Raw genomic sequence first — 19837 nt, forward strand, 5'->3', positions numbered from 1 at the left:
GAGTGAATAAGTGAGTCAGGCTGCCCTGCGTACCGTGCTTCTGGCAGGGATGACGCAGACGTCGCCATCGCTGTTGCTCGCCGTCGTCAGGGCGATGCCGTACAGCGCGGCCAGGGCGGGTACGGCGCCGACATCGCTGGCGATATCGGCGACCAGCTGGCCTGAACGCACCAGCAGCAGCCGCTCGAAACCCAGCAAGGCGTGGTTGATGTCGTGCAGGATGGCGACGACGGCATGGCCGCGCGCGGCGCAAAACTGCTGCAGGCTATCGAGCAGATCGAATTGCAGGCCGGGATCGAGCGCCGCCAGCGGCTCGTCGACCAGTATCAAGCCATCCTGCACATCCCACATCTGCGCGAAGATGCGCGCCAGCTGCACCCTGGCCTGTTCGCCGCCGGACAGGGTGTCCAGGCGGCGGCCCAGCAAATGCGCGGCGTGCGCCAGGGCGGCCGCATCCTGCACGATCTGCTCCAGCTGCGGGTCGACCAGGCGCGCCACCCGTCCCAGGCCGATCACCAGCGCGCACTGCAGTCCGAAGGCCACGTTCGAACCTTGCGGCAGGACGGCGCGGCGCCGCGCCAGTTCGGCCAGCGGCCACTGCGCCAGCGGCCGGCCGGAAAATACCACCTTGCCTGCCTGCGGATGCAGCTCGCGCGCCATCAGTTTGAGCAGGGTCGACTTGCCCGCGCCGCTGGGGCCGAGGATGGCGATGCGCTCGCCGGGATGCACCTGCACATTGAAGGGGCCGAAATACTGCTGGCCCAACTTGGTGGTGGCGAAGGAGAGTTCCAGCAAGGGTGTCATGTTCATCTCTAGGCGGTGGCGTGGCGGAAACGCCGCAACAGCATCAGAAAAAATGGCCCGCCCAGCAAGGCCGTGAAGATACCGACGGGGACTTCCGCGGGGATGGCGACGGTGCGCGCCAGGGTGTCGGCCAACAGCAGCAGCAAGCCGCCCATCAGCATCGCCAGGGGCAGTACCTTGCGCTGATCCGCACCCAGCCAGGTGCGCACCAGGTGCGGCGCGATCAGGCCGATGAAACCGATGCCGCCGCACCAGGCGACAGCGAATCCTGTCAGCACGGCCACCAGCACGATCACCTGCGTGCGCAAACGGCCCACGTCGATGCCCACGTGCAGCGCTTGCGCCTCGCCCAGCGCCAGCGCGTTCAATGAGCGCATCAGGAAACGCATGGCCCACAGCGCGCCGGCCAGCACCAGCAGCAAAGCCGCCACCTGGCGCCAGCTGCCTGCCGACAGCGAACCGAGGGTCCAGAAAGTCAGGGTGCGCAACTGGTCGTCGCTGGCCAGGTAGATGCACAAGCCCATGACGGCCACCGTGATGGCGTTCAGCGCCACGCCCGTCAACAGCAGGCCGACGATGGAACCCGGCGTGGCCCAGCGGGCAACGCGGTCGAGCAGCACGCAAATGAGCATGGCGCCGGCAAACGCGGCGACCGGCAATAGCCATACGCGCAGCTCGGCCGCCACGTGCAGGCTGGCCGCGAAGACGATGGTGGCCGCCCCCGCGCAGGCGGCGCCGCTGCTCACGCCCAGCAGCCCCGGGTCGGCCAGCGGATTGCGAAACAGTCCCTGCGTCAGGCCGCCGGCCAGTGCCAGCGCGGCGCCGATCAGGACGGCGAACAGGGCGCGCGGCAAACGGATATGCCACAGCACGTACGCGCCGCCGGACAGCGCCTCGTCGCCCGCTTGCCAGGGCGCCAGCCAGTCGGCCAGGGTCACCGGCACGGCGCCCGCTTGCACGGCGGCGAGCAAGCTGCAAGCCAGTGCGGCGGCCAGCAACCCGCCGGCACCCCAGCGTGGCCAGCGCCAGGGAGCGACGAACACCAGCGAGGCGACGTTCATGCGGTCATGGCTTTGGCGAACGCGGCGTCGAGTTCGGCCAGCGCCTGCGGCATGCGCGGGCCAAAGCCCAGCAGCAGCATGGCTTCCTGCGAGACGATGCGGTGCTTGCGCCCGGCTGGCGTCTGCGCCAGCCCTGGCAGTTTCAATATGCCGTCCACGCCGCCCGAGGCCTTCAGCCCCTGGTCCGTGACGAGCACGATGTCGGGCCGCGCGGCGATCACGGCTTCCGGCGTGAGCGGCTTGTAGCCGGCAAATCCACCCTGCCCGCCCATCACATTGACGGCGCCCGCATACGCGAGCATGGCGTCGGCACCCGTCTCGCGCCCGCCCACCATCACCTGGTTCGGCGCATGCGCGAGGATGAACAGCACGCGCACGGGCGCGTGGCTACGCTGGCGCACCCTGGCCAGGGCGCCGTCCCACTGCTGTTGCAAAGCGTGAGCCAGACGCGCAGCCGGATCGGGCCGGCCCGTGATCTGGCCCACCTGTTTCACGCGTTCGAGCAAGCCTTCGAATTTGTTGTTCGCGTTCAGCACCGCCACCGGCACGCCCGCGTCGCGCACCTGGCGCAACACCGCTTGCGGCCCCGCTTCCTCGGTGGCGATCAGCTGCGTGGGGGCCAGCGACAGCACGCCCTCGGCCGACAAGGTGCGCGCATAGCCCACCTGCGGCAGCTGTTGCGCCACGATCGGATACAGCGAGGTGGTATCGACGCCCACCAGTTCACCCTGCGCCTCCAGCGCATAGACGATTTCCGTCAGAGCGCCACCCACGCTGACGATGCGCCGCGCCTTGACCAGCGGCTTGCCCGCCTCGCTGACGGCCGCCAGCACCTGCATTGGCGCGGCCAGCGCCAGCGCGCCAGCCCCCATTTTTTTCAGCGCGATGCGGCGCGCCACGCTGGCTGCGATCATGCGGCGCATAGTTCGCCCTCCTGCACGACGCGCTCGACGATGTGGCGCCATTCGCACAGCTCATGCACGCCCGGCTTGCGCTCGCCGAAGAACATGACGATGGTGTCGCCCTTGGCATCGAACAGTTCCACGGACGTCACCAGGCCATCGACGGTGGGCTTTCTGACCACCCAGGCGCTGGCGATATGGTCTTCGCGCAAATGCAGGTTGAAGCGCGTGTCGAGGACATTGATCCATGGCCCCATCACGGCGATCTTGTGCACAGGGCCAGAATGAATCTGGATCATGCCGGCATTGCCGACGAAGGCCATGATGGACACTTTTTCAAGGGCGGCGCTATTGAGCAGGTCGAGCACGCAGGATTTGTCGAGCTCCTGCACGAAGCGGGCCTCGGCCAGGCGCAGGCCTTGCAGGCGCGAGACCGAATATTTTTTCAGCACGGTGAAAAATTCATGCGTGTCGCGCAAGTCGGCCCAGGCGGCGCGAAAACCGGCCACGTCGATCTGCGCGTCGGGCAGTTCGACCGGCGGCGCCGCCGGCGCCGTCACGGCGATGCCGGCCGCCTGGTTCGCGTCGGCAAAATGCGTCACCAGCGCGTCGTAGGCCGCCAGGTCGCTTTGCGGCTTGAGGAAAATCTTGTGCACGGCATGGCCGGCCGCATCGAAAAATTGCAGGCTGCGCTGCACTTCCTTCTCACCCATCTCGCGCACGGCAAAGCCATGCGCCCACTGGCGGTAAAACACGCGCAAGTCGATGTCGCCACCGAGCACCAGGCCCACATGATTGTTGTGGCTGGCTTTTCGATAGACGCCCGTCTTTTCATGCACGCACGAGGCGTTGCGCGTCAGCGCCATGACTTCGCCCAGCGGTTCCAGCGCGGCGATGATGGCGGGCCAGTCGGCCTGCAGGCGCTCGGCGCCCAGCAAGGCGCCATTGGCCAGCGACAAGCCGGCATGCGCGGCAATCAGCTCGCCTTCGGCAATGCCCAGTTCCTCGGCGATGTCGCGGTGACGGGCTTTCTTCTCGCGGCGCAGGCGGGCAAATTCACTGGCGACCAGCTCGGTATTGCAAATGGGGAACGTGCTCGACACGGTGTCTCCTTTCAAGGCGAACACTGGCTGGCATGGGCTGGCTGGTGGTGGGGGAATCTTGAAGTCAATTATAAATGAGAATCATTCGCAATCAAGGCTTATTTATGTGAAAATAATTACGCGCAAAAAAAAAGCGCCGCGACAGGAAACCCGTCGCGGCGCAAAGGAGACCGATCGGTATTGCCGATCAGTTCAGGAAAAGAAGTTCAGGCGCTCACCTGCACGGCCGGCATGGCTGCCGCCTTGGGTGCGGGCCGCTGCGCCAGCAAGACCACGGCGGCCAGCACCATGGCGCCGCCCAGCAATTGCGTGCCGCTGACGGATTCCTTCAGCAAGGTCACGCCGAACGCCATCGTGATGACAGGTTCAAACGTGGAAATGATGGACGCCTTGGCCGCGCCGATTTGCGCCACGCCGGCAAAGAAGGCGGCAATCGCGATGGCCGTCGAGAACAGGGCAATGGCGCTGACAGCCAACCAGCCCGTCGCCGTGCCCGGCAAGGACACGCCTTGCCACAAGGCAATCGCGCTGTTCGACAAGCCGGCCGTGCCCAGAATCACAATGCAGGCGGCCAATGGGTGAATATTCTCGCGGCTTTTCGACAGGCTGTTGCCAAACAGGATGTACACGGCGTACACGCCGGCGGCCATCAATGCCAGCGCGATACCGATGGGCTGGCCCTGCAGTTTGCCGCCCAGGGTGATGGCCATGCCGGCAATCGCCAGCGCCATCAGCACCAGCATGCACCGGTCCAGCTTTTCCCAGCCCAGCGCCAGTGCGAGGATGGTGACCAGCACGGGATACACATACAGCAGCATGCCGCACAGGCCGCTGCTGGCATACATGAGGGCATTGAAATAGCCTTGCGACTGGGCCGTGTACATCAAGCCCATCAGCATGTAGCCGGCCAGCAGGCGGCCGCGCGGCAAGCGCCAGCCGCCCAGCCACACGAGCGGCAGCAGCAGCATGGCGGCGATGACGAAACGCAAGGCCAGCATGGTCGACGGGTTGACCCCGGACGCATACGCCGCCTTGGCAAACACTGCGGAACTGCCGAAACCGGCGGCCGACAGCAACACCAGCGCAACAGCGCGGCGATCAGACATGACTAAACCTCTTTGAGTACACCTGGGCAAACCTGCGGCGCATCGCGACGGTTTTCCCAGGCGTTGTAAATATAAATGCCAAGCAGGGCTGGGGATGATTCATGCGTGAATCCTATTGCGGGTCACTTCACGCAGTGACGGCATCATATTCGCTTGCGCAAAATGAAACAAACCAATATTCTTCACGGATAGGCCAAATAATACTGAGGCTCAATTCTCTTGAAGAGTGCCATGTCACGTCCCTTGCCCCCACTAGCCGCCCTGCACGCCTTCGAGGCGGCCGCGCGCCATGAAGGTTTCCAGCGCGCGGGCGAAGAATTGCACGTCTCGGCCGGCGCCATCGGCCACCACGTGAAACAGCTGGAAGCGTGGCTGGGCGTGGTGCTGTTCCAGCGCCTGCCGCGCGGCGTGGTGCTCACCAGCGCCGGCCAGCGCTATGCGGCCTCGCTGGGGCCCATTCTCAACCAGCTGGCCGAGGTGTCCGAGCAGGCGCGGCGCCAGGGCGACGACAAGGTGGTGACGGTGACGGCCACCAGTTCGCTCGTCTCGCGCTGGCTGATGCCGCGCCTGGGACGCCTGCGCGACCGCTATCCGCAGATCGAATTGCGCGTACTGGCCTCGATGCACCCGGTCGACCTGGCGCGCGATGGCGTGGACGTGGCCATCCGCCTGGGACCGGGCCGCTATCCGGGCCTCAAAGTGGATTTGCTCATGGAAGAATGGTTTTCCACCGTCTGCAGCCCCGGCTTTCGCGACAACGCGGCCAGCCTGCGCCAGCCCTCCGACTTGCTGCGCTATCCGCTGCTGCATGACGAGCCGGAAGTGCACCTGCCAGGCGAAATCGACTGGACGCGCTGGCTGCACAGCTGTGGCGTGCATTACAGCGGCAATAGCGGCAACAGCGGCGCGCGCTTTTCGCACACGTATTTATGCCTGGACGCGGCCGCCAGCGGCCAGGGCGTGGCCATCGCCGCCAGCCCCCTGATCGGCGACGATCTGCGCTCGGGCCGCCTGGTGCGCGTATTCGAACACGCGGTGCGCGGCCCCCACTGCTATTACTTGCTGCGCTCACCCCAGGCGGAAACGCGGCCCCTCGTGCATGCATTCTGCGAATGGCTGATCGCCGAGGCGCGCGCAGACCAGGAAACCGTCTGGCCCAGCGTGGAGACCGCATGACGAGCAGGGAACTGGCGCGCAGCGCCGAATACATTGTCCAGCATGCATATGAGCAGGCCAGCGTGACAGCGGCCGATGGATGGCGGCAAGAGCTGGGCGAATTCTATGGCGACCCGGCCGTGGCCTTGATCGATATCAATCAACAATGGTGCGCCGTGGCGGGCGAGGGATTGGTGCTGTACCGGCTGGAACAGTCGTTCGGCCAGTGCGCGGAATATTTCCGCCAGCCTGACGAAACAGTGTGGATCACGGACTTGCGGCAAACGGGACCGTTTGCGCTGGAGTGGAAAGGCGAGGATGGTGCATGGTCCGCCCTCGATTTCCTGGTACGACTGTAACGGGACCTTTGCGACGCCTCACAAAACCGTAGCGAGCGGAAGGGAGAGGTGGCTAAGAAGCGCAACCGTACTTCTAGTACGGTGAGCATCGCAGGCCGCCTATACCGACGCGCAGTAGGTTTTGTGAAACGTTTTCAACTTACAATTTAATGAAGTGCTCGCGGTAGTACTTCAGCTCTTCGATCGATTCCAGGATATCGGCCAGGGCCGTGTGCTTCTGGTGTTTCTTGAAACCGGTGGCGATTTCCGGCTTCCAGCGCTTGCACAGCTCTTTCAATGTCGACACGTCAACATTGCGATAGTGGAAGAACGCTTCCAGCTTCGGCATGCCGCGCACCATGAAGCGGCGGTCCTGGCCAATGGTGTTGCCGCACATGGGCGACTTGCCTGCTGGCACGTATTTCTTCAGGAACGCGATCAGTTCCGCTTCCGCCTGCGCCTCCGTCACGGTCGACGCTTTCACCTTGTCGATCAGGCCGGAGCGGCCGTGCGTGCCCTTGTTCCAGGCATCCATCTTGTTCAGGGTTTCATCCGACTGATGAATCACGAACACGGGGCCTTCGGCCAGCAGGTTCAAGTGCATGTCCGTCACCACCACCGCCACCTCGATGATGCGGTCGGTATCGGGCTCCAGGCCCGTCATTTCCATGTCGACCCAGACCAGGTTCATCTCATTTGGACGTGCGAGAACAAAGGGTGCGGGGGTGGATGTAGAGGTGGGTGCAGTTAAGTCGGTCGCTTGTGACATAATTCTCTCTTGGCCTAATCAAACTAAATAATCAGCCATTTTCTCACAGGCACAGAATGTATTCACTCGCGTTTTCGATTTTGTTTGTATCCGTCCTCGTTTTGACCCTGGCCGTGCGCTTCTGGCTCGCGTCGCGGCAGATTCGTCACGTGCTGGCGCACCGCGCCGTTGTCCCGCCCGAATTCGCGGAAAAGATTCCGCTGGCCGCGCACCAGAAGGCGGCCAACTACACGGTGGCCAAGACCAAGTTCGGCTTGCTGACCCTGCTGATCAACTATGCCGTGCTGATCGGTTTTACTTTGCTGGGCGGCTTGCAATGGCTGGCGCTGTACTTGCATGAATGGATGGGGCCGGGCTCGCCCATGCTGTATCAGATCGGCCTGATCGCCGCCTTTGCCGCCATTTCCGGCCTGATCGACCTGCCCTTCGACTATTACCGCCAGTTCGTGCTGGAGCAGCGCTTCGGCTTCAACACCATGGCGCGCAAGCTGTTCTTCACGGACATGCTCAAAGGCGTGGGCCTGGGCGCCGTCATCGGCTTGCCGCTGATCTGGGTCGTGCTGACCCTGATGGCCAAGTCGGGCGACCTGTGGTGGCTGTACGCGTGGTTCGTCTGGAGCGGCTTCCAGTTGCTGATGATGGTGCTATTCCCGACCGTCATCGCCCCGCTGTTCAACAAATTCACGCCGCTGGCCGACGAATCCTTGAAAAGCCGCATCGAAGGCTTGATGCAGCGCGTCGGTTTCGCCTCGAAAGGCTTGTTCGTCATGGATGGCTCGAAGCGCAGCGCCCACGGCAATGCGTATTTCTCGGGTTTTGGCGCCAACAAGCGCATCGTCTTCTTCGACACCCTGCTATCGCGCCTGGCACCACAGGAAATCGAAGCCGTGCTGGCGCATGAACTGGGCCACTTCAAGCTCAAGCACATCGTCAAGCGCATCGCCATGATGTTCGTCATCTCGCTGGGCTTTTTGGCGCTGCTGGGCTTCCTGAAGACGCAGCCGTGGTTTTACGCGGGCCTGGGCGTCGATCCTGTCGCCCTGGCGCTGACGGGCCAGCCGACGGATGCGCTGGCGCTGCTGCTGTTCATGCTGGCCTTGCCCGTCTTCACTTTCCTGCTGGGACCGTTGACCTCGCTCAGCTCACGCAAGCACGAATTCGAGGCCGATGCCTTTGCCGCCACGCACACGCAGGCGGACGACCTGGTCTCGGCGCTCGTCAAAATGTATGAAGACAATGCGTCGACCCTGACGCCCGACCCGCTGCACTCGGCCTTCTACGACTCGCACCCACCGGCCAGCGTGCGCATCCGCCACCTGAAAGGGGCTGCCACATGAATACGCCATCGACCTCGCAAGACCTGGCCCAACTGTCCTGCGCACCGCGCCAGCAGGCGCTGGGCGACACGGACATCGCCACCCTGCACGCCCTGCTGCCCCAGTGGACGCTGCAAAATGGCAAGCTGTGCCGCGACTTCGGCTTCAAGAATTACTACCAGACCCTGGCGTTCGTGAACGCCCTGGCCTATATGACCCATACGCAAGACCACCATCCGGAGCTCATCATTACTTACAAAACCTGCGCCGTGCGCTACGACACGCACTCGGTCAACCAGGGCGCCGGCGGCCTGTCCGAAAACGACTTCATCTGCGCCGCCAAGGCAGACCTCATCTACCAGAGCAGCCAGGTGGCCCCATGAGCGAAGGCAAGTTGACGGGCGTCATCATCGCCGCCCACGGCCGCCACTACCTGGCCGACGTGGAGGGCGCCAAGCTGCAATGCGTGACGCGCGGCAAGAAAACCAATGTGGCCGTGGGCGACATCGTGCACCTGACGCGCACCTCGAACGACCAGGCCGTCATCGACCGCATCGAGGAACGCAAGACCCTGCTGTACCGCTCGGATCAGTATAAATCGAAGCTGCTGGCAGCCAATCTGACGCAGCTGTTCATCGTCGTGGCGACGGAACCGGGCTTTGCCGACGACCTGATCTCGCGCTCGCTGGTGGCGGCCGACGCGGCCGGCATCGAGGCGCGCATCATCCTGAATAAAACGGACGTGACCGCTTCGCTGGACAGAGCCCGCGAACGCCTGCTGCCCTACTCCTCGATGGGCTATCCCGTCGATGAAGTGTCGGCGCGCGCCGAACCCGAGCACGCAGTGGCCACCCTGGCGCCGCTGCTGGCGGGCCAGTCGTCGATCCTGATCGGCCAGTCGGGCATGGGCAAGTCGTCCCTGATCAACCTGCTGGTGCCGGACGCGGACATCGCCGTGCGCGAAATCTCGGCCGCGCTCGACACGGGCAAGCACACGACGACCTTTACGCGCCTGTACAAGCTCGACGAACTGGGCGCGAACAGTTCCATCATCGATTCGCCCGGCTTCCAGGAGTTCGGCCTGTATCACCTGTCCGAGGGCATGCTGGAGCGCGCCTTCCGCGAATTCCAGCCCTACCTGGGCGGCTGCAAGTTCTACAACTGCCGCCACCTGATCGAGCCGCAGTGCGCCATCCTGCAAGCCTTGTCTGAAGGCAAAATTGCCAGGATGCGCCATACCCTGTATGGCCAGCTGCTGCACGAATCGGCGCAGACCTTGTATTAAGCTTTGCGGCGCCCGCTATCGCAGCGGGCGCAATACCTACAAAAACACTATAATATCAAAACATACAGAATTAAATTCTGCCGTACAGCCCGCTTTCCAATATTCATTCCAAAACCCTCCATCGTCCGATTTTGCGTTTCAGCGCCGGATTCCGGCATTTCATCGCTTCGCGCTGGCATGGCGCCGGTCCACTTGCTACCTTGGCATTGTCCCCGCCAGCGAACCTGCTGGAGACAACATTGGTCTAACTCCAACCAGTATTTTGATCACAAGGTGAAATCATGAAAGCATCGTTCTCGCGTACCCTCGCCCTCGGTAGCGCCGCCCTCATCCTGGGCCTGTCTTGCCTCAGCGCCAGCGCGCTGGAAATCGGCGAACAGGACAAGGTCCAGGTCTCCGGCAAGGTCTATAAGCTGGCACCGCAGGAAGTCAGCCAGTACGGCAACAGCTACCAGCTCGACACGGGCGATACCCTGCTGCTGCGCCAGCAAGTCAACCGCTATTTCACGCACATCAAGGGGCAGCCCGAAGTAGAACTGTTCGGCCGCGCACCGGGCGTCTTTGAAACGGCCAGCGGCAGCCGCCTGGAATTTCGCAACGATGGCGACGTCATCGCCATTACCGGACTGAGCAATATTCCGGGGGCCATCGTCAAGGCGGGCGAAACCGCCAGCACCGTGCACCTCGCCGGCCGCTAAAGCAAGCGGCACGGCAAACGGCCGGCAGGTCGTCCACGCTGTCGACGGGATGTGCACCAGCCGGCAGGGCTGGTGCACACCCCGCCTGCTTCGCGCGCACTGACATGGCGCGCACAGAAAATACTCTCGATTCGCCCAAACAACTACATCCGAATGCAGCTTACAATGCGATCCAATAAGGTGTCACTGGCCGCTGGCCAACACCATCGCCTTGCGGGAGATTTCGGATGGAAATGTTCGCACTCGAACATGACATTGTACGGTGGGAAGACACACTGCGGACACTAAGCGCAGTGGAGCGCCTGCCCTTGCTGATGCTGCTGGCCTGGCATTTGCGCCAGCGCAACTGCGCCCAGGCGCAGCATTATGCGGCCGAAGCGGAGGGCTGGCTGCCCCTGGTAAACCTGCCGGCGCAGGCATTGGCCATCGCGCAGGCACGTTTGCAACTGGTGCGGGCGGAAGTTGCATGGTTGCAAGGCTCGCTCGATGCGGCCGCAAGCCTGGCCATGGCGGCGCACGCCATCCTGTGCGCGTACGGCGATGGCGCCGGCTGCGCCGACGCCCACTGGCTGCTGTCCTCGATCGCCGTCGACCGCGGCGACCATGCGCGTTGCGATGCCGAGCTGCTGGCCGCGGCGGAACAGGCGCGCGGCGCTGGCGATGCGATGCGCGCCAGCCTGGCCGACGCGGCCATGGCGCGCTGGGCCGTCTTGCGCGATGCGCCAGCCGCCCAGGCGCGTTGGGGCAAGCACTTCCAGGCCGACAGCGCCAGCGGCAAGCTGCCCGCGCCGCTGGCCACCTGGGTGCATGACTTTTGCGGCTTGCTGGCGCACACCTCGCGCGACTTGGGCACGGCCGCCGGCCACTACATGCAAAGCTATGAAGCGGCGCTGGAAAGCGGCCAGCTGCGCGGCGCCATCACGGCCGCCATCAATATCGGCGACTGCTTCGCCAGCCTCAACGACAACGAATCGGCCCTCGAATGGATGCAATGCGCGCTGGACCTGGCGCGCCCCACCGGCTGGCCGCGCAGCATCGGCGCCTGCCAGGCGCATACGGCCGAAACCATGCGCAAGCTGGGACGCCTGGCCGCCGCCGAAGACTTGCTGCGCCAGGCGCTGCACATCCTGGCCCCTGTGTCGGGTGCGCGCACCTATGCCAACGCGCTGTTCCACCTGGGCGAACTGAGCCTGGACAAGGGCGACTACGACACGGCGCTCGACGCCTTCAGCCGGCTGGCGCAGCGCGCCGATGCGCTGGGCCAGGCCGATTTCCGCAGCATGGCGCAGCGCGGCAGCGCCCACGCGCTGTCCTACCTGGACCGCCCGGACGAGGCGCTGCAGGCGGCCGAGCGGGCGCGGCAGCTGGCCACGGCGCAGGGCGACGCCATGCACCAGGTGGCGGCGCTGCGCGTCTTGTCCATGCTGCATGCGCGCCACGAGCTGCCGTCGCCAGCAGGCATGCTGGAACGCAATCCCGCCCTGCATTTCCTGCACCAGGCGCTGCAGGTAGCCGCTTCCATCGAAGGCTATTCGCCGCCCGGCGAACTGCTCGATGCGCTGGCGCGCGAATACGCGCATGCGGGCGACTATGCGCGCGCCTACGACATCGCCCTCGATGCGGGCGTGGCGCGCGAAAAAAGCCACACCCAGCAAGCCAGCAACCGCGCCACCGCCATGCAGGTCTACCACCAGACGGAACATGCGCGCTCGGAAGGCTATCACCACCGCGAACTGGCCGCCTCCGAAGCGCGCCGCGCCGAAGTATTGCAACAGACCAGCGACACGCTGGAACGGCTGTCGGCCATCGGCCAGGAAATCACCACCCACCTCGATGCCAGCGCCGTGTTCCAAGTGCTCGACCGACACGTACACGCTTTACTGCCAGTAAACACCTTCGCCGTCTACATGCTCGACGCGGCGGGCACGGCGCTGCGCCGCGCGCATGGCATGGAAGCGGGCCGGCCCCTGCCCGACCACGCCATTCCCCTGAGCAATCCACGCGCCTACTCCGTGCGCTGCCTGCTGGGCCGGTGCGAAGTGTATATCGACCAGGTGCCGCCGAAGCGCCACGCCTACACCGTGCCGGGCACCCTGCATAACCAGAGCGTGCTGTACGTACCGCTGATGGTGGGCGAGCGCGTGCTGGGCGTGATGACGGTGCAGGCTTGCCATGCCCATGCATACGGCGAACGCGAGCGCCTGATCTTCCGCACCCTGTGCGCGTATGGCGCCATCGCACTCGACAATGCCAGCGCCTACCGGCAATTGCAAGATGCCCAGGCGCAACTGGTGTCGCAGGAAAAACTGGCCGCCCTCGGTTCCCTGATGGCCGGCGTGGCGCATGAACTCAATACCCCCATCGGCAACAGTTTATTAATCGCCAGCACCATGCAACAAAAGACGGAAGACGTGGAACGCCTGATGAACGGTCCCGGCCTGCGCCGCTCGGACCTGGCCGCCTTCATCGACGATGCGGGCAAGGCATCGGCGCTGGTGATGCGCGGCCTGCGCAGCGCGGCGGACCTGGTCAACAGCTTCAAGCAGGTGGCCGTCGACCGCACCACCGAGCAGCGGCGCCATTTTGACCTGCAACAAGTGAGCAATGAAATCATCGCCACCGTCATGAACCGCATCCGCAGTTCGGGCCACCGCATCGAGACGGACATCGATTTCGGCATCGCCATGGACAGCTATCCGGGCCCGTTCGGCCAGGTGATCACCAATCTGATCAACAACGCCCTGCTGCACGCGTTTGCCCCCGCGCCCAATGATGGCGCCGCCGGCACAGGCTGCATGCGCCTGTCCGCCACGTTCGATGGCGCACGCGTGCAGGTCGTCTTCGCCGACAATGGCGGCGGCATCGCCGAACAGCATTTGTCGCGCATCTTCGACCCCTTCTTTACTACCAAGCTGGGCCAGGGCGGCAGCGGCCTCGGTTTGTCGATCAGCTACAACATCGTCACGGCCCTGCTGGGCGGCACCATTCAGGTAGCCAGCAACCCCGCCGGTACGCGCTTCACGCTCGATCTTCCCCTGGTGGCGCCGCAGATCGATGCGGCCGCCCCGGCCAACATCTATTGAGCCGGCAAGACCCTGGCTGGACGCGGCCACTTGTCTACACAAGTACCCGTCCGGCCAGTCTTTCCAATCTAAAAGCAAAACCCTTATAATTGAATGGCTGAAGTCCCTGCCATTGCATGATTTACAACTTGGCAAACCGCATCGACCCGTGCGACAAACAGGCACGGGCACCGATCAACACAGCAGCGCGCCGGGCGAGGCAGTCATCAGACGAGATGTTGTACGCTGATGCAACCCGGCGGGAAAGGCACGCCGCCGGCGGCCTGCGCATCTTCAAGTGGTCATTATGTCGACAAAAAAACCGATCAAGCACTACCTCCAGTTCTCCGATTTCACGTTGGAAGAGTATGAATATGTGATCGAACGCGCCCATCTGATCAAGCGCAAGTTCAAGAATTACGAAATCTACCATCCACTGATCGACCGCACCCTGGTGATGGTCTTTGAAAAGAACTCCACGCGCACGCGATTGTCGTTCGAAGCCGGCATGCATCAGCTGGGCGGCGCCGCCATCTACCTGAACACGCGCGATTCCCAATTGGGCCGCGGCGAGCCGGTGGAAGACGCAGGCCAGGTCATGTCGCGCATGTGCGACATCATCATGGTGCGCACCTTCGGCCAGGAAATCATCGAGCGTTTCGCCGCCAACTCGCGCGTGCCGGTGATCAATGGCCTGACCAATGAACACCACCCGTGCCAGGTCTTTGCCGACATCTTCACCTACATCGAACACCGCGGCTCGATCGCCGGCAAGGTCGTCGCCTGGATCGGCGACGCCAACAACATGCTGTACTCGTGGCTGCAGGCGGCCGAAGTGTTCGGCTTCCACGTCAACGTGTCGACGCCGCAGGGCTACGACATCGACCTGACGCAAGTCAAGACGCAGCGCTATACTTTCTTTGCCAACCCGCTTGAGGCCTGCGAAGGCGCGCACCTGGTCAACACGGACGTGTGGACCAGCATGGGCTACGAAGCGGAAAACGCGGCCCGCATTGCCGCCTTCGACGGCTGGATCGTCGATGGCGCGAAGATGGCCCGCGCCGCGCCCGACGCCCTGTTCATGCACTGCCTGCCTGCCCACCGCGGCGAGGAAGTGGCCGCCGAAGTGATCGACGGTCCGCAATCGGTGGTGTGGGACGAAGCGGAAAACCGTTTACACGTGCAAAAAGCGCTGATCGAATACCTGTTACTCGGTAAAATCAACTAATTCGCCAGGTACCGCATACATTCTGGCAGCATCGCAATACATACATCGACAACGACAACTGGAAGCAATATGAGCGACATTAAAAAAGTAGTCCTGGCCTATTCCGGCGGACTCGACACCTCCGTCATCCTGAAATGGCTGCAAGATAACTACCAGTGCGAAATCGTCACCTTCACGGCCGATCTGGGCCAGGGTGAAGAACTGGAACCGGCGCGCGCCAAGGCCATCAAATTCGGCATCAAGCCGGAAAACATCCATATCGAAGACGTGCGCGAAGAATTCGTGCGCGATTTCGTCTTCCCGATGTTCCGCGCCAACACCGTGTACGAAGGCGAATACTTGCTGGGCACCTCGATCGCCCGTCCGCTGATCGCCAAGCGCCTGATCGAAATCGCCAACGCCACCGGCGCCGACGCCATCTCGCACGGCGCGACCGGCAAGGGCAACGACCAGGTGCGTTTCGAACTGGGCGCCTACGCGCTGAAACCAGGCGTGAAAATCATCGCCCCATGGCGCGAGTGGGACCTGCTGTCGCGCGAAAAACTGCTGAAGTACGCGGAAGACGCCGGCATCGACATCGACATGAAGCACAAGAACGGCGGCGCGCCGTACTCGATGGATGCCAACTTGCTGCACATCAGCTTTGAAGGCCGCCACCTGGAAAACCCCAGCGCCGAAGCGGAAGAAAGCATGTGGCGCTGGACCGTCAGCCCTGAAAAGGCGCCGGACGAAGCCGAGTACCTGGACATCGAATACGAAAAAGGCGATATCGTCGCCATCAACGGCGTGCGCATGTCGCCCGCCACCGTGCTGGCCGAACTGAACAAAGTGGGCGGCAAGCATGGCGTGGGACGCCTGGACCTGGTGGAAAACCGCTACGTCGGCATGAAATCGCGCGGCTGCTATGAAACCCCGGGCGGCACCATCATGCTGAAAGCCCACCGCGCCATCGAATCGATCACCCTGGACCGCGAAGTGGCCCACCTGAAAGATGATTTGATGCCGCGCTACGCGTCGATGATCTACAACGGCTACTGGTGGGCGCCCGAGCGCGTCGCCCTGCAAACCCTGATCGATCATACGCAGGAAACCGTGAACGGCTGGGTACGCATCAAGCTATACAAGGGCAATGTCATCGTCGTCTCGCGCGATTCGAAGACGGACTCGCTGTTCGACATGAACATCGCCACCTTCGACGAAGACGGCGGCGCCTACAACCAGGCCGACGCCGGCGGCTTCATCAAACTGAACGCCTTGCGCATGCGCATCGCCGCCATCGCCCGCGAAAAGCGCGGCCAGAAGTAATTAGTTGCCGGGAGGCATTACCTCCCGCGCCAGCCCAAGCCGCCCACGGGCGGCTCTTTTACGTCTGGAACGCACTAGTCCGTGATTTACGCCCCTGCGCGCCCCTGTATTGCCCCCATTTTGCTGTTCGCATGGCAAAATGCTACAGTGCAATTTAGTCGAAAACTTCCCGCTTCCGGAGCCACCATGTTCAAAGACCTGAGTATCAAGAATAAACTGTACCTGGGCTTCGGCTCCATCGTGGCCATCATCCTGATCCTGCTGGGCGTGGCCTACAACAGCTTTTCGCGCCTGTCGGAAGCCAATGCATGGGACCGGCACACCATGGAAGTACTGATCGAGATCGACAAGATTCACAATTCCATCCTGCAAATCCAGGTGGAAGCGCGCGGGTTCATCCTGACCGGCAACGAAGTCTCGCTGAACCCGGAAACGGACGAGATGGCGGTGCTGACGCAACACACGCAAAAAGCCATCAGCATGACAGTCGACAACAAGCAGCAGTCGGAACGCTTCCGCAAGATCGACCAGCTGAGCAACACCTGGGTCAAGGAGTGGATCAATCCCCTGATCGAAAAACGCCGCGCGCTGGGCAATGCGCCGGGCGCCACGGAAACGGTGGCGCGCCTCCTTCCACCGGCCGGTTCTCCCGGCATCGTGCAAGCCAACAAACTGCTCGACGAAGCTGCCGCCGAAGAAAACCGCCTGCTGGCCGAACGCACGGCCAACTCGAGCCGCCTGCAGGAAACCATGCTGCTGACGCTGGCCCTGGGCGGCTTGTTGTGCGTGGTGCTGGCACTGGGCATTGCCTACCTGCTGGGCCGCTCCATCCTCGGCCCGCTGAACAACCTGACGGAGGCCGTCGGGCGCATCGCTGGCGGCGAGCAAGGGGCGCGCGCCGCCATCATCTCGCGCGACGAGCTGGGCAAGGTGACGGAAGAATTCAACCGCATGGCACAAACCATCCAGGACAACCAGGCCAACGAACTGGCCGCCACGAATAGCTTGCGGGCCAAGGTCGATTCCTTGCTGGAAGTGGTGTCGAAAGCGGCCTCGGGCGACCTGACGGGCAAGGTCAGCATCACGGGCAGCGACGCCATCGGCCAACTGGGCAATGGCCTGGCGAAGATGTTCGAAAACCTGCGCAGTCTGCTCAACAATGTGCAAAAGGCCGGCATCCAGGTGACAACCTCCGCCACGGAAATCGCCGCCTCGGCGCGCCAGCAGGAAGCCACGGGCATTGAGCAAGCACAAACCAGCGTGGAAATCCTCAGCACCACCAAGGAAATCTCGGCCAACACGAGCCAGTTGCTGAAAACCATGGAAGACGCCACTGCCGTGGCGGACTACACGACGAACGCCACGGCCGAAGCGCAAAACAACCTCAAGCGCATGGATTCGACCATGCAGCACATGGTCTCGGCCACCGATTCCATCAACGCCAAGCTGGCCGCCCTGTCGGAAAAGGCCAGCAATATCAATAGCGTACTGATCACCATCACGAAGGTGGCCGACCAGACCAATATCCTCTCGCTGAACGCCGCCATCGAGGCGGAAAAAGCGGGCGAGGCGGGCCGCGGCTTTTCCGTGGTGGCGACGGAAATCCGCCGCCTGGCCGACCAGACCTCCGTCTCCACCTGGGATATCGAGCAAATGCTGAAGGAAATGCAGTCGGCCGTGTCCGCCAGCGTGATGGGCATGGACAAATTCTCGGAGGAAATTCGCCGCAGCGTGGGTGAAGTGCGGCAAGTGGCCGAGCAGCTGTCGTCCGTGATGGACCAGGTACAAAAACTCACGCCGCAATTTGACGCCGTGCTGCAAGGCATGCAGTCGCAAGCGATTGGCGCGTCGCAAATCTCCGACACCATGATGCAGCTCAACGACGCCACCCAGCAGACGGTGGAATCATTGAAAGCCACCAGCGAGGCGGTGCACCAGCTGCAATATGCGGCGGGCGACCTGCAGTCGAGCGTCTCGACCTTCGCCGTCAACATCTGATGCCATGAAAGTGCTGCTCTTTCACATCGGACGCGACCGCTATGGCCTGCCCCTGGCCGGCATCGTGCGCGTGCTGCCGCTGCTGGAATTGAAGCAGTTGCCGCTCACGCCAGATTATGTGGCCGGCCTGATGGACTTGCACGGCACGCCCGTGCCCGTGATCGACCTGTCGCGCCTGGCCGGGCTGCCGCCCGCCGCCGCGCAGTTCGACACACGCATCGTCATCGTCGACTACCGCACAGCTGGCGGCGCCACGCATGCGCTGGGGCTGATGGCCTCGCAGGTGCGCGGCATCGCCGACATCGACCCGCAGCAGCTTGAAGACAGCGGCGTGGCGACGGCGCCGTTCCTGGGCCAGGTGGCCAGCGACGCCGACGGCATCGTGCAGCTGGTCGAACTGGAACACCTGCTGGCGCCGGACGTGCGCGCGCTGCTGTTTCAAGACGCGAGCGCAGCATGACGGCACAAGCCCTGCTGCGCCGCGCGACCGGCCTGTCCGTCTCCAAAACCGTGGCCGAGCGGGCCGTCGGCCAGCGCATGGAGCAAACGGGCTTTAGCGATAGCGTAGCCTATCTGCAGGCGCTCACGCCGGCCGAAATGACGCAATTGATCGAACTGGTGGTGGTGCCGGAATCGTGGCTGTTTCGCGACCCGCAGGCGTTTTACGCCACCGTCGGACTGGTGCAGGAACGCTGGGCGCGCGGGCGCGCCACGCGCATCCTGTCAATCCCGTGCGCGGGAGGCGAGGAACCGTACTCGATGGCCATGGCGCTGCGCGACGGCGGCGTGCCGAAACAGGCGTTCAGCATCGACGCCTATGACCTCAGCCCCGGCTGCATCGAGCGGGCGCAGGCCGGTGTGTATGGCCGCAATGCCTTCCGCGCGCAGGACGTGGGCTTTCGCGAACGCTATTTCACGCACGTGGCCGACGACGCCTACCGCATCATCGACGCCTTGCGCGAACAGGTGACCTTCAGGCAGGGCAATTTGCTGCAGTTCGACACTGCCACCTACAGCCGCCATTACGACGTCATCTTCTGCCGCAACCTGCTGATCTATTTTGACAAGCCGACCACGCGCGCGGCCATCCATAACCTGTCCGCCCTGCTGGCCGACGACGGCATGCTGCTGGCCGGCTATGCGGAGGTGCCCTCGTTCTGCCAGAACGGCTTTACGACGCTGCAGTTCCGCCAGGCTTTCGCCCTGAAAAAGGAAACGGCGCCGCCGGCCAGCCCCGTGCAGGTGGCGCCGCTGCCGGCCTTGCGCACCTTGTGCAGCGTACCGCCCGCGCCAAGGCGTGCTGCCGCTCTCGCCGCGCCCATAGCGCCGATGGCCTTGCGCACGCGCCCCACGGCCGTGCCATCACCGGCGCCGGCCGCACAAGCCGATTTGCTGGCCGAGGCGCGCCTGCTGGCCGACCGTGGCCAGTTGCGCGAAGCCGGCGAAAAATGCCACGCCCACCTGGCAAGAGTGCCCGAGGCGGCGGAAGCGTATTTCATGCTGGGCATCATCAATGAACTGGCCGGCAAGATGGACCTGGCCGACGACTACTGGCGCCGCTGCATCTACCTGCAGCCGGACCATTACGAGGCGCTGTGCCACCTGTCCCTGCTGGCCGAACGCAATGGCAATCACACGGCCGCCGCCACCCTGAAGGCGCGCGCTGCGCGCATCTACCAGCGCCGCCAGGCGTCCAACTAAGGGGTA

The 19837-nt window shown here is 63.6% G+C and carries 18 protein-coding genes; 12 read left to right on the top strand and 6 right to left on the bottom strand.

Annotated features, from left to right (window positions below; all coding sequences use genetic code 11):
• Positions 1–15 precede the first annotated feature (15 nt).
• The 5 genes from ACQ4WP_RS23870 to ACQ4WP_RS23890 form a co-directional block, all read right to left on the bottom strand.
• Positions 16–804 (bottom strand): ATP-binding cassette domain-containing protein, encoded by a 789-nt coding sequence (locus tag ACQ4WP_RS23870; protein WP_436524983.1) that lies wholly within the window; start codon positions 802–804, stop codon positions 16–18.
• 8 nt (positions 805–812) lie between these two features.
• Positions 813–1865 carry a FecCD family ABC transporter permease gene (locus ACQ4WP_RS23875; RefSeq protein WP_436524985.1) on the bottom strand — a complete coding sequence of 351 codons (1053 nt, stop codon included), beginning with the start codon at positions 1863–1865 and terminating at the stop codon, positions 813–815.
• Complete coding sequence (locus tag ACQ4WP_RS23880; RefSeq protein WP_436524987.1) at positions 1862–2788, bottom strand: heme/hemin ABC transporter substrate-binding protein; 927 nt, start codon at positions 2786–2788, stop codon at positions 1862–1864. The genes ACQ4WP_RS23875 and ACQ4WP_RS23880 overlap by 4 nt, the downstream gene beginning before the upstream one ends.
• Positions 2776–3870, bottom strand: coding sequence for a hemin-degrading factor (locus tag ACQ4WP_RS23885; RefSeq protein WP_436524989.1), 1095 nt, complete (start codon positions 3868–3870; stop codon positions 2776–2778). Before ACQ4WP_RS23885 ends, ACQ4WP_RS23880 begins: the two co-directional genes overlap by 13 nt.
• 206 nt (positions 3871–4076) lie before the next feature.
• Complete coding sequence (locus tag ACQ4WP_RS23890; protein WP_436524991.1) at positions 4077–4976, bottom strand: DMT family transporter; 900 nt, start codon at positions 4974–4976, stop codon at positions 4077–4079.
• 231 nt (positions 4977–5207) lie between these two features.
• On the opposite strand from ACQ4WP_RS23890, the gene gcvA reads away from it, so the two are divergent.
• Together gcvA and ACQ4WP_RS23900 are read left to right on the top strand one after the other, a co-directional pair.
• On the top strand, positions 5208–6152 hold the full coding sequence (gcvA, locus tag ACQ4WP_RS23895; RefSeq protein WP_436524993.1) for a transcriptional regulator GcvA: 945 nt from the start codon (positions 5208–5210) through the stop codon (positions 6150–6152).
• Complete coding sequence (locus tag ACQ4WP_RS23900) at positions 6149–6490, top strand: hypothetical protein (RefSeq protein WP_436524995.1); 342 nt, start codon at positions 6149–6151, stop codon at positions 6488–6490. Before gcvA ends, ACQ4WP_RS23900 begins: the two co-directional genes overlap by 4 nt.
• A gap of 139 nt (positions 6491–6629) precedes the next feature.
• On the opposite strand, the gene orn is transcribed toward ACQ4WP_RS23900, so the two are convergent.
• A complete protein-coding gene (orn, locus tag ACQ4WP_RS23905; protein WP_034759356.1) occupies positions 6630–7160 on the bottom strand; it encodes an oligoribonuclease in 531 nt (176 codons plus the stop codon).
• 134 nt (positions 7161–7294) lie between these two features.
• On the opposite strand from orn, the gene ACQ4WP_RS23910 reads away from it, so the two are divergent.
• From ACQ4WP_RS23910 to ACQ4WP_RS23955, 10 genes are all read left to right on the top strand, one after another.
• Entirely contained in the window at positions 7295–8575 is a 1281-nt protein-coding gene (locus ACQ4WP_RS23910) for a M48 family metallopeptidase (RefSeq protein WP_436524997.1), read from the top strand.
• The gene (locus ACQ4WP_RS23915) at positions 8572–8937 is read left to right on the top strand and encodes a 4a-hydroxytetrahydrobiopterin dehydratase (RefSeq protein ID WP_353658328.1); all 366 of its coding nucleotides are present in this window, start codon (positions 8572–8574) and stop codon (positions 8935–8937) included. The genes ACQ4WP_RS23910 and ACQ4WP_RS23915 overlap by 4 nt, the downstream gene beginning before the upstream one ends.
• Complete coding sequence (rsgA, locus tag ACQ4WP_RS23920) at positions 8934–9839, top strand: ribosome small subunit-dependent GTPase A (RefSeq protein ID WP_436524999.1); 906 nt, start codon at positions 8934–8936, stop codon at positions 9837–9839. Before ACQ4WP_RS23915 ends, rsgA begins: the two co-directional genes overlap by 4 nt.
• Positions 9840–10120: 281 nt before the next feature.
• Positions 10121–10537, top strand: a complete 417-nt coding sequence (locus ACQ4WP_RS23925; protein WP_436525001.1) for a hypothetical protein — start codon at positions 10121–10123, stop codon at positions 10535–10537.
• Between the two features lie 293 nt (positions 10538–10830).
• Entirely contained in the window at positions 10831–13620 is a 2790-nt protein-coding gene (locus ACQ4WP_RS23930; RefSeq protein ID WP_436525003.1) for an ATP-binding protein, read from the top strand.
• Between the two features lie 286 nt (positions 13621–13906).
• Positions 13907–14827: an ornithine carbamoyltransferase gene (gene argF, locus ACQ4WP_RS23935; protein WP_436525005.1), complete on the top strand. Its 921-nt coding sequence runs from the start codon at positions 13907–13909 to the stop codon at positions 14825–14827.
• Between the two features lie 69 nt (positions 14828–14896).
• Positions 14897–16132, top strand: a complete 1236-nt coding sequence (locus ACQ4WP_RS23940; RefSeq protein ID WP_071078781.1) for an argininosuccinate synthase — start codon at positions 14897–14899, stop codon at positions 16130–16132.
• A 186-nt stretch (positions 16133–16318) separates the two neighbouring features.
• Positions 16319–18130 carry a methyl-accepting chemotaxis protein gene (locus ACQ4WP_RS23945; protein ID WP_436525007.1) on the top strand — a complete coding sequence of 604 codons (1812 nt, stop codon included), beginning with the start codon at positions 16319–16321 and terminating at the stop codon, positions 18128–18130.
• 4 nt (positions 18131–18134) lie between these two features.
• The gene (locus tag ACQ4WP_RS23950; RefSeq protein WP_436525009.1) at positions 18135–18590 is read left to right on the top strand and encodes a chemotaxis protein CheW; all 456 of its coding nucleotides are present in this window, start codon (positions 18135–18137) and stop codon (positions 18588–18590) included.
• Complete coding sequence (locus ACQ4WP_RS23955; RefSeq protein WP_436525011.1) at positions 18587–19831, top strand: CheR family methyltransferase; 1245 nt, start codon at positions 18587–18589, stop codon at positions 19829–19831. The genes ACQ4WP_RS23950 and ACQ4WP_RS23955 overlap by 4 nt, the downstream gene beginning before the upstream one ends.
• Positions 19832–19837: the final 6 nt, after the last annotated feature.

It is taken from the genome of Janthinobacterium lyxosi (assembly GCF_051380665.1).
GTDB lineage: Bacteria > Pseudomonadota > Gammaproteobacteria > Burkholderiales > Burkholderiaceae_D > Janthinobacterium.

Coding starts and splice junctions, on each gene's coding strand:
- ACQ4WP_RS23870 (WP_436524983.1), bottom strand. CDS start 804: ATGACACCCTTGCTGGAACTCTCCTTCGCCACCACCAAGTTGGGCCAG.
- ACQ4WP_RS23875 (WP_436524985.1), bottom strand. CDS start 1,865: ATGAACGTCGCCTCGCTGGTGTTCGTCGCTCCCTGGCGCTGGCCACGC.
- ACQ4WP_RS23880 (WP_436524987.1), bottom strand. CDS start 2,788: ATGCGCCGCATGATCGCAGCCAGCGTGGCGCGCCGCATCGCGCTGAAA.
- ACQ4WP_RS23890 (WP_436524991.1), bottom strand. CDS start 4,976: ATGTCTGATCGCCGCGCTGTTGCGCTGGTGTTGCTGTCGGCCGCCGGT.
- gcvA (WP_436524993.1), top strand. CDS start 5,208: ATGTCACGTCCCTTGCCCCCACTAGCCGCCCTGCACGCCTTCGAGGCG.
- ACQ4WP_RS23900 (WP_436524995.1), top strand. CDS start 6,149: ATGACGAGCAGGGAACTGGCGCGCAGCGCCGAATACATTGTCCAGCAT.
- orn (WP_034759356.1), bottom strand. CDS start 7,160: ATGAACCTGGTCTGGGTCGACATGGAAATGACGGGCCTGGAGCCCGAT.
- ACQ4WP_RS23910 (WP_436524997.1), top strand. CDS start 7,295: ATGTATTCACTCGCGTTTTCGATTTTGTTTGTATCCGTCCTCGTTTTG.
- ACQ4WP_RS23915 (WP_353658328.1), top strand. CDS start 8,572: ATGAATACGCCATCGACCTCGCAAGACCTGGCCCAACTGTCCTGCGCA.
- rsgA (WP_436524999.1), top strand. CDS start 8,934: ATGAGCGAAGGCAAGTTGACGGGCGTCATCATCGCCGCCCACGGCCGC.
- ACQ4WP_RS23925 (WP_436525001.1), top strand. CDS start 10,121: ATGAAAGCATCGTTCTCGCGTACCCTCGCCCTCGGTAGCGCCGCCCTC.
- argF (WP_436525005.1), top strand. CDS start 13,907: ATGTCGACAAAAAAACCGATCAAGCACTACCTCCAGTTCTCCGATTTC.
- ACQ4WP_RS23940 (WP_071078781.1), top strand. CDS start 14,897: ATGAGCGACATTAAAAAAGTAGTCCTGGCCTATTCCGGCGGACTCGAC.
- ACQ4WP_RS23945 (WP_436525007.1), top strand. CDS start 16,319: ATGTTCAAAGACCTGAGTATCAAGAATAAACTGTACCTGGGCTTCGGC.
- ACQ4WP_RS23950 (WP_436525009.1), top strand. CDS start 18,135: ATGAAAGTGCTGCTCTTTCACATCGGACGCGACCGCTATGGCCTGCCC.
- ACQ4WP_RS23955 (WP_436525011.1), top strand. CDS start 18,587: ATGACGGCACAAGCCCTGCTGCGCCGCGCGACCGGCCTGTCCGTCTCC.